The organism is Mesorhizobium sp. B2-7-1 (assembly GCF_006440735.1).
Taxonomy (GTDB): domain Bacteria; phylum Pseudomonadota; class Alphaproteobacteria; order Rhizobiales; family Rhizobiaceae; genus Mesorhizobium.
Genome location: NZ_VFUA01000095.1, coordinates 20,485 through 27,913 on the forward strand (window position 1 = coordinate 20,485; position 7,429 = coordinate 27,913).

The window sequence follows — 7,429 nt, forward strand, 5'->3', positions numbered from 1 at the left end:
CGCCGAGCCACCTTCTCCCACAAGGGGAGAAGGGAAGACCGCGCTACTCCGCCAGGTCCACCGTCTCGGTCGAATGCTCGGCGCAGATGAAGCAGCAGGTGTCGCAGGGCTGGTCGTTGTCGGGGCCGACGCCGGCGGAGACCTGGTCGTTGCCGACCACCCAGGCGCCCCAGCAGATGTGCTCGCCCGGCTCGCACGAGATCGGCACGGATTTGCGCGCCTTCGGGCGGATGAGGAAAACCTTGTCGTCGCCCGGCCAGACTTTCTGGCTGTCGCGGCTGAACAGCTCCACCGCGACGCCGTCCGAGCGCTGGTTGCGCACGAAGACCGACATGTCGGCGGCGAAGGCCGGCGAGGTGAAGAGAAGTGCGGCGAGCAGAGCGCGAATCATGGCGAGGTCCCCCGGTGGAGTAGAGCACGGGTGGCATCTGGAAGCACCCTCACCCGGATTGCCAACCGAATTGCGAAGGGCAATTCGGGGCAATTCGGCCTCTCCCCGAGGGGAGAGGAGATCGCCGGCGTCTCAATGCTTGGGTTCCTCACCCCCGCCAGAGGCGGGGGAGAGGTGGCCGCGAAGCGGTCGGAGCGGGGGCCTCGTAGGGCGCTCCCCTCTCCGTCTCGGCTTCGCCGAGCCACCTCTCCCCGCTGTGCGGGGCGAGGAACCTCGATCCTGCAAAGTGGCGTTCCCTCGCGCCCCCCTCTGTCCTGCCGGACATCTTCCGCACAAGGGGGAGACCAGCTGCTTTCGGCGCCTCGCCAGTTCCGCAACGTCGGCGATTTGCGCGCGCCTACCGCCTCACCACCACATGCGGCGCGAACTTCTTCACCGCGTCCACCAGGTCCTCGCCGCGCACGCCGAGCGAGGAGATTTCCATGTGCACGGTGTTCCGGCCGAAGGGCATCAGGCCGAAGGCGTTGGCGGAGGAATATCGGATTGCGTCGGGCGGCTCCTCGGTGAGCTCGAAATTGAGCATCGCCGCGCCCTTGCCGCCGGCGGCAAGCCGCGCGCTGCGCACCTTGCTCCACGGCACCAGCACGTCGCCGGCGCGAGCATCGCGGAACCCTTGGCTGTTCAGCACGACCTTGACCGAAGTGTCGAAGGCGCCGCGCGCGATGAAGACGCCGAGCCCCAGGCAGGCGGCGCCGAGGAGCGCGATCCACAGCACATGCCCGCCATCCGCGCCCGCAGCCACGCCCTGCAGCGCGCCGAAGCCGAAAATGCCGCCGATCAGGAACGGCCCGAGCGCGGGCAGGATCTTTCCCGAAGGGCTGTTGCGGATTTCGAGCGGGGCGGGCATCGCCTTCTTGGCTCACCGTTCGGCTTTAAGCAGCGTCCAGATCCAGCCGATGAAGGTGAGGACCAGGAACGGATAGCCGAGCGCCGGCAGCGGCGCCGAGGTGGGCAGAAGCGGCGCGCCCCACAGGATCATCGCCACCGAGACGGTGAACAGCAGCGCCGAGACGAAAGCGGTGAGCCTCATCCAGAGCGCGAAGGTGGCTTGGGCGCTGACCATGACCAGCCCCGCCGCCCACAGCGCAATGCCGCCGGCATAGGACGGCACGCTGGCCTGCAGGCCGGCCGCATTGCCGGCCAGAAGCAGGCTCTCGCCGGCCAGGAAAGTGAGGAAGCCGGCCGCGACGAGATCATTGCCCAGCCGCTGGTATTTCATGGTGAGCAGTGCCGCCGCGACGACAACGCCCACGCCGTCGATGGTCCACAATGTTTCGCGCAGCGCGTCGCTGGCAACGAAAGTGCCCGCCATGCCCAGCGCGCCGCCAATGGCGAGGCCGATCGCGGCGACGGTATCCGAGGTGGAGCGCATGCGATGTCTCCCCAAGCTGAGGAGAGGATACGCCAAGGTGGACGCAACTCAAGAGTGGCGACACTTCCTAAGCGCTGCCGGCCTGGTCGTTCGAGTGACTACCGATTATAGCTGGCCCAAACCTGCACTTGCGGTAACATACACTCTGATCACTGCGGGGTTGCAATTCGAAATAGAGGATATAGGCTGCGTCAGCAACGTGCTTCGGGGGGAGCAATGGAAAAGTCCTTTAACCTTGGCCGTTTCAAGGCAATAGACCCTGCCGCTGACCAGTACGAACGGCAGCTTCGGCGGCTGATCGATGACGGCGCAGACGTTACGTGTATTGAGAAGGCCGTCCAGGGTGCCTTAAAGAACCTCTCCGGCGATGGTCGTCGCGCTTTTGTAATTTACGGCGAACCCCAGAGCGGAAAAACGGAGATGATGATATGCCTTACAGCAAAATTACTGGATGAAGGCAGGCGCTTCATTGTTCATTTGTTAAATGATAGCGTAGATTTATTGGGTCAAAATCTTGGCCGCTTCCAAGATTCCGGCTTAGCCCCATCTGCCCAAAATTACACGGAGATTCTTGACCCTTCGATAGACGTCAAGTCTCGACGATATGTCGTCTTCTCAAAGAAGAATGCAGGTGACCTGGAGAAGCTTCTCGAAAAGATCGGTCAGTTCAAAGATATCGTTGTAATTGATGACGAGGCAGATTTCGCTTCACCCAATTCAAAGATCAACAGCGCGCAGAGAACGCGGATAAATCAGCTTATACATGACATCCTCGGCTCGACCGGAGATTATATTGGAGTTACAGCCACTCCAGCTCGCCTTGATCTGAACAACACGTTTGACAACGATAGCCGTCTTTGGGTGAATTTTCCGCCACATCCTATGTACACCGGCCAAGACATTTTCTTTCCGGTTGAGTGGCCTAGTAAGAATTTGTCACTTCCGTTTCAGCTTGAATTGCTTCCCAATCGCGGCGACGATCCGAAGTATGCTAGGCGAGCACTCTTCGGATTCTTAGTAAACGTCTCTTACCTCAACCAGTATGTGAACCAAATAGAGGCTAATTACTCTCTTCTAGTCCATACAAGCGGAAAGAGGATCGACCATAAGAGTGACTGGTCAGTCATGCAGGACACGTTGGCCTCTTTAACCAACAGTCAGAGCAAGAAGTTCGACAGCTATATAAAAGAGATATGGACTCTCGCGGGTGAACGCTATCCGGACGTCGATCCAGACAGACTCACCTCATATGTAGTAAGGAATATAAGCCGAAATGCTGTCATAATATTAAATAGCGATCGTGACCTTACGCGAAAAGGTCGATCTGCCACGCGCCCGGCCTCGCTGTTTACGATTGTGATTGGCGGAAATATCGTGTCTCGCGGCGTCACGTTTGAAAACCTTCTTTCCATGTTTTTTACACGTGATGTTAAACACAAGATTCAGCAAGACACCTACATACAGCGAGCTAGGATGTTCGGTGCGAGAGGGAAATACCTTAAGTTCTTCGAACTAACTATACCGAACGCTCTGTATGCAGATTGGCACAGATGTTTCGTATTCCATAAGCTGGCACTTGAAGCAATCAGGGAAGGGAAAGGCTCTCCAGTTTGGCTAAGCGATGGTCGAATATCTGCCGTCTCGTCCTCCAGCATTGACCAATCAACCGTTGACATGAATAAGGGGGAGATGGGATTCAGGCTATTTGAGTTCGACCCGGGGGTCGATCAAAGAATACAATCCCTAAACTCCGTCAGCGCCAAGCTGGAAGCCCTCCAAAAGGAGTTGGGGGAATCGGCATTCCCCGAATATCTTAAACGCTACATACTTCGGACAGCGAGCCCCAGCGTCGAGCGTACAGTAGCCGTGCATCCGTCGTCGAGCATCGAAGGATACAAGGATGCTGAGGGGCTCGACAAAGCGGCGATCGAGCGGCGGCGCGGGCTTATGGGCCAGTCTCAGACTGGCCAATTCCCCAACGCGCTTCATCATCTTAAGGTCTTTACCAACAGCGCCGGCAAGGGGCGGCTTTTCTACAAATTCGCCGGCTCGATCCAGTTTATCAAGAATACGAAATGATAGCTGAGGTTGATCGCTATCACGGTGTCGCCCTGCGACTTATAATAGCAGGCTCTGAGCAACCAATCGTCATTGGCAAGTGCGACACGCATGGCCGTCTCAATAGCTATTCCTTGAATGAGAGAATCGCGATATACTTGAAACATTCCACCAAGCGCCTTGCACCTTGGGCTTTCAGCTTCACCGTCGATCATCTGAAGGAGCTAGTCGAACTGAGGACTCGCTTCGCGTCAGTTTGGATCGTTTTGGTTTGTGGTTTGGACGGCGTAGTTGGCATCACCCTGGCTGAATTCGCCAGCATCACAGCTTCACGACCCGGTGGCGTAGCATCACTACGAGTTGATCGCGCTCCAAGGACCATGTATCGCGTTTTCGGAAACGAATCGCCGCTTCAATTTGCCAAATCGAATGGCGTGGGCGCGTTGCTGTCCGAATTGTCTGCAACGCCCTACCGTGAGAGCGCGGCACCGTGAACAAAACAATTCATCCTTTCCCCGCCAGAATGGCTCCGGAACTGGCCTTACTGAGTCTTCAGACTTTGAAGCCGAATAGTGTCGTATTGGACCCGATGGTTGGATCGGGCACCGTCCTTCGGCAAGCTACCGACTTAGGGCTCCAGGGGATAGGATTCGATGTTGACCCGCTGGCGGTTCTGATAGCGGGCGTGTGGACGACCCCGGTCGACCTGGCCAAGCTGGATAGCCTTTTCGAGCGAACCCTGCGCGAGGCTAAGGCACTTGTGGACGAAGAAATCTTGTTACCTTGGATTGATAACGATCAGGAGACTGCGCGGTTCATCGAATACTGGTTTGGCATCGAACAGCGAAAGGCTCTGAGGGCTATCGCCTACGTTTTCAGATCGATTGACCAGGAAAAAGACGATGCGTATGAGCAAGCTGAACTGGACGTTCTTCGTGTAAGCCTGAGCAGAATAATAATAACAAAGGAAATGTGCGCGTCGCTCGCTAGAGATACATCCCATAGCCGGCCTCATAAGGTATCTGAAAGCTCCGACTACAATGTCTTCGCTGGGTTTGATCGCTCTTTCCGTATACTTAGGAAGCGTCTACATGATTTTCCGCCAAAGAGAAAAGCAACAGTGCAAATGGGTGACGCGCGTACGCTAACTAGCGTCAACGATTCATCAATCGATGCGGTGCTTACGTCTCCTCCTTATTTGAATGCCATCGACTATCTGCGCGGCCATCGCCTTGCTTTGGTTTGGTTTGGTTTGACATGCTCAGAAATTCGAACCATCCGAGCGGGGAGTATTGGGACGGAGCGTGGCCTTCAGATTTCCGCGGAAGATGATGCGTTCGTGAAAATCAAAAAGGCGGCTGGAGACGTGAGCGCGCTACCTTCGAGTTATGACCGTATGATTGACCGCTACGTCGTCGATCTAATCGGCATGACGGCCGAAACCGCGAGGGTTCTTCGAGCAGGTGCAGTGGCGACATTTGTCGTCGGCAATTCGTGCCTTAAGGGCGTCTTCATAAGCAACGCAAATAGCGTCGCGACTGCCGCGACTTATTCGGGATTGAAAGAGGTAAAGCGCTTCGATCGAGAGCTTCCGACTCGGAGCCGCTATCTTCCTCTGTCCAACGGTGCCCTTTCGAAGCGAATGAGAACCGAAACCATTTTGAGTTTTATCAAAGAATAGTTCAATCGCCCATCTTCAGCGCCTGGATAAACGCCTCCTGCGGGATATCCACCTTGCCGAACTGGCGCATCCGCTTCTTGCCCTCTTTCTGCTTGTCGAGCAGCTTGCGCTTGCGGGTCACGTCGCCACCGTAGCATTTGGCGGTGACGTCCTTGCGCAGCGCCGAGATGGTTTCGCGGGCGATGACCTTGCCGCCGATCGCGGCCTGGATCGGGATCTTGAACAGATGGTGCGGGATCAGCTCCTTCAGCTTCTCGCACATGGCGCGGCCGCGCTTTTCGGCCGCCGTGCGGTGCACCAGCATGGACAGCGCGTCGACCGGCTCCTCGTTGACCAGGATCGACATCTTGACCAGGTCGCCCTCGCGATAGTCGGTCAGGTGATAGTCGAAGGAGGCGTAGCCCTTGGAGATCGACTTCAGGCGATCGTAGAAGTCGAAGACGACCTCGTTGAGCGGCAGGTCGTAGGTGAGCATGGCGCGCTTGCCGACATAGGAGAGGTCGGCCTGGATGCCGCGCCTGTCCTGGCAAAGCTTCAGGATGCCGCCGAGATAATCGTCGGGGGTGAGGATGGTGGCGCGGATCCACGGCTCCTCGATCGCCTGGATCTTCACCACGTCGGGCATGTCGGCCGGGTTGTGCAGCTCCTTCACCGTGCCGTCGTTCAACAGCAGCCGGTAGACGACGGAAGGCGCCGTGGCGATGAGGTCGAGGTTGAACTCGCGCTCCAGCCGCTCCTGGATGATCTCCAGGTGCAGCAGGCCGAGGAAGCCGCAGCGATAGCCGAAGCCGAGCGCGGCGGAGGTTTCCATTTCGTAGGAGAAGCTCGCGTCGTTGAGGCGCAGCTTGCCGACGGCGGCGCGCAGGTCCTCGAAATCGGCGGCGTCGACCGGGAACAGGCCGCAGAACACCACCGGCTGCGCCGGCTTGAAGCCGGGCAGCGCCTTGGCCGTCTGGCGGCGGTCCTCGGTGATGGTGTCGCCGACGCGGGTGTCGGCCACTTCCTTGATCGAGCCGGTGAAGAAGCCGAACTCGCCGGGGCCGAGCTCGTCGACATTGACGCGGGCCGGCTTGAAGACGCCTGTACGCTCGACGAGATATTTCGCGCCGGTGCCCATCATGCGGATGGTCTGGCCCTTCTTCAGCACGCCGTCGATGATGCGCACCAGAACGATGACGCCGAGATAGGCGTCGTACCAGCTGTCGACCAGCATCGCCTTCAGCGGCGCGTTGATGTCGCCCTCGCGCGGCGGCGGCAGCTGGTGGACGATCGCCTCCAGCACATCCGGCACGCCAAGGCCGGTCTTGGCCGAGATCATGACGGCGTTTGAGGCGTCGAGGCCGATCACCTCCTCCACCTGCTCGCGGATGCGCTCGGGCTCGGCCGCCGGCAGGTCGACCTTGTTCAGCACCACGACGATCTCGTGGTTGTTGTCGATGGCCTGGTAGACATTGGCCAAGGTCTGCGCCTCGACGCCCTGCGAGGCGTCGACCACCAGCAGCGAGCCTTCGCAGGCGGCGAGCGAACGCGACACCTCATATGCGAAGTCGACATGTCCGGGCGTGTCGATGAGGTTCAGGACATAGTCCTCGCCGTTCCTGGCGCGATAGTTCAGCCTCACGGTCTGGGCCTTGATGGTGATGCCGCGCTCGCGCTCGATATCCATCGAGTCCAGCACCTGCTCCTTCATGTCGCGCTCCTCCAGCGCGCCGGTGAGCTGGATCAGCCGGTCGGCAAGCGTGGATTTGCCATGGTCGATGTGGGCGACGATGGAGAAATTGCGGATGTGGTCGAGCGGGGTGGTCATGCGGCGCGTGATGTACAGCCGATCTCCTCCCTTGCGGGGGAGATGCCCGGCAGGGCAGAG

At 58.6% G+C, this 7,429-nt stretch carries 7 protein-coding genes; 3 read left to right on the top strand and 4 right to left on the bottom strand.

Features of this window, described 5'->3' with window-relative positions:
• Positions 1-43: 43 nt before the first annotated feature.
• From FJ471_RS26800 to FJ471_RS34945, 3 genes are all read right to left on the bottom strand, one after another.
• Positions 44-391, bottom strand: coding sequence for a hypothetical protein (locus FJ471_RS26800; protein WP_140807733.1), 348 nt, complete (start codon positions 389-391; stop codon positions 44-46).
• 397 nt (positions 392-788) lie between these two features.
• Positions 789-1,298: a hypothetical protein gene (locus FJ471_RS26805; RefSeq protein WP_140807734.1), complete on the bottom strand. Its 510-nt coding sequence runs from the start codon at positions 1,296-1,298 to the stop codon at positions 789-791.
• Between the two features lie 12 nt (positions 1,299-1,310).
• On the bottom strand, positions 1,311-1,823 hold the full coding sequence (locus FJ471_RS34945) for a hypothetical protein (protein ID WP_181179765.1): 513 nt from the start codon (positions 1,821-1,823) through the stop codon (positions 1,311-1,313).
• Between the two features lie 216 nt (positions 1,824-2,039).
• Here FJ471_RS34945 and FJ471_RS26815 point away from each other — a divergent pair, with 216 nt between their 5' ends.
• Genes FJ471_RS26815 through FJ471_RS26825 form a run of 3 tightly spaced genes read left to right on the top strand, consistent with a single transcriptional unit; the run spans position 2,040 to position 5,562 of the window.
• The gene (locus FJ471_RS26815) at positions 2,040-3,902 is read left to right on the top strand and encodes a Z1 domain-containing protein (RefSeq protein WP_140807735.1); all 1,863 of its coding nucleotides are present in this window, start codon (positions 2,040-2,042) and stop codon (positions 3,900-3,902) included.
• The gene (locus FJ471_RS26820; protein ID WP_140807736.1) at positions 3,899-4,375 is read left to right on the top strand and encodes a hypothetical protein; all 477 of its coding nucleotides are present in this window, start codon (positions 3,899-3,901) and stop codon (positions 4,373-4,375) included. Before FJ471_RS26815 ends, FJ471_RS26820 begins: the two co-directional genes overlap by 4 nt.
• Positions 4,372-5,562, top strand: coding sequence for a site-specific DNA-methyltransferase (locus tag FJ471_RS26825; RefSeq protein WP_140807737.1), 1,191 nt, complete (start codon positions 4,372-4,374; stop codon positions 5,560-5,562). Before FJ471_RS26820 ends, FJ471_RS26825 begins: the two co-directional genes overlap by 4 nt.
• A 1-nt stretch (position 5,563) precedes the next feature.
• Here FJ471_RS26825 and lepA read toward each other — a convergent pair whose 3' ends face one another.
• Positions 5,564-7,369: a translation elongation factor 4 gene (gene lepA / locus FJ471_RS26830; protein ID WP_140807738.1), complete on the bottom strand. Its 1,806-nt coding sequence runs from the start codon at positions 7,367-7,369 to the stop codon at positions 5,564-5,566.
• Positions 7,370-7,429 lie beyond the last annotated feature (60 nt).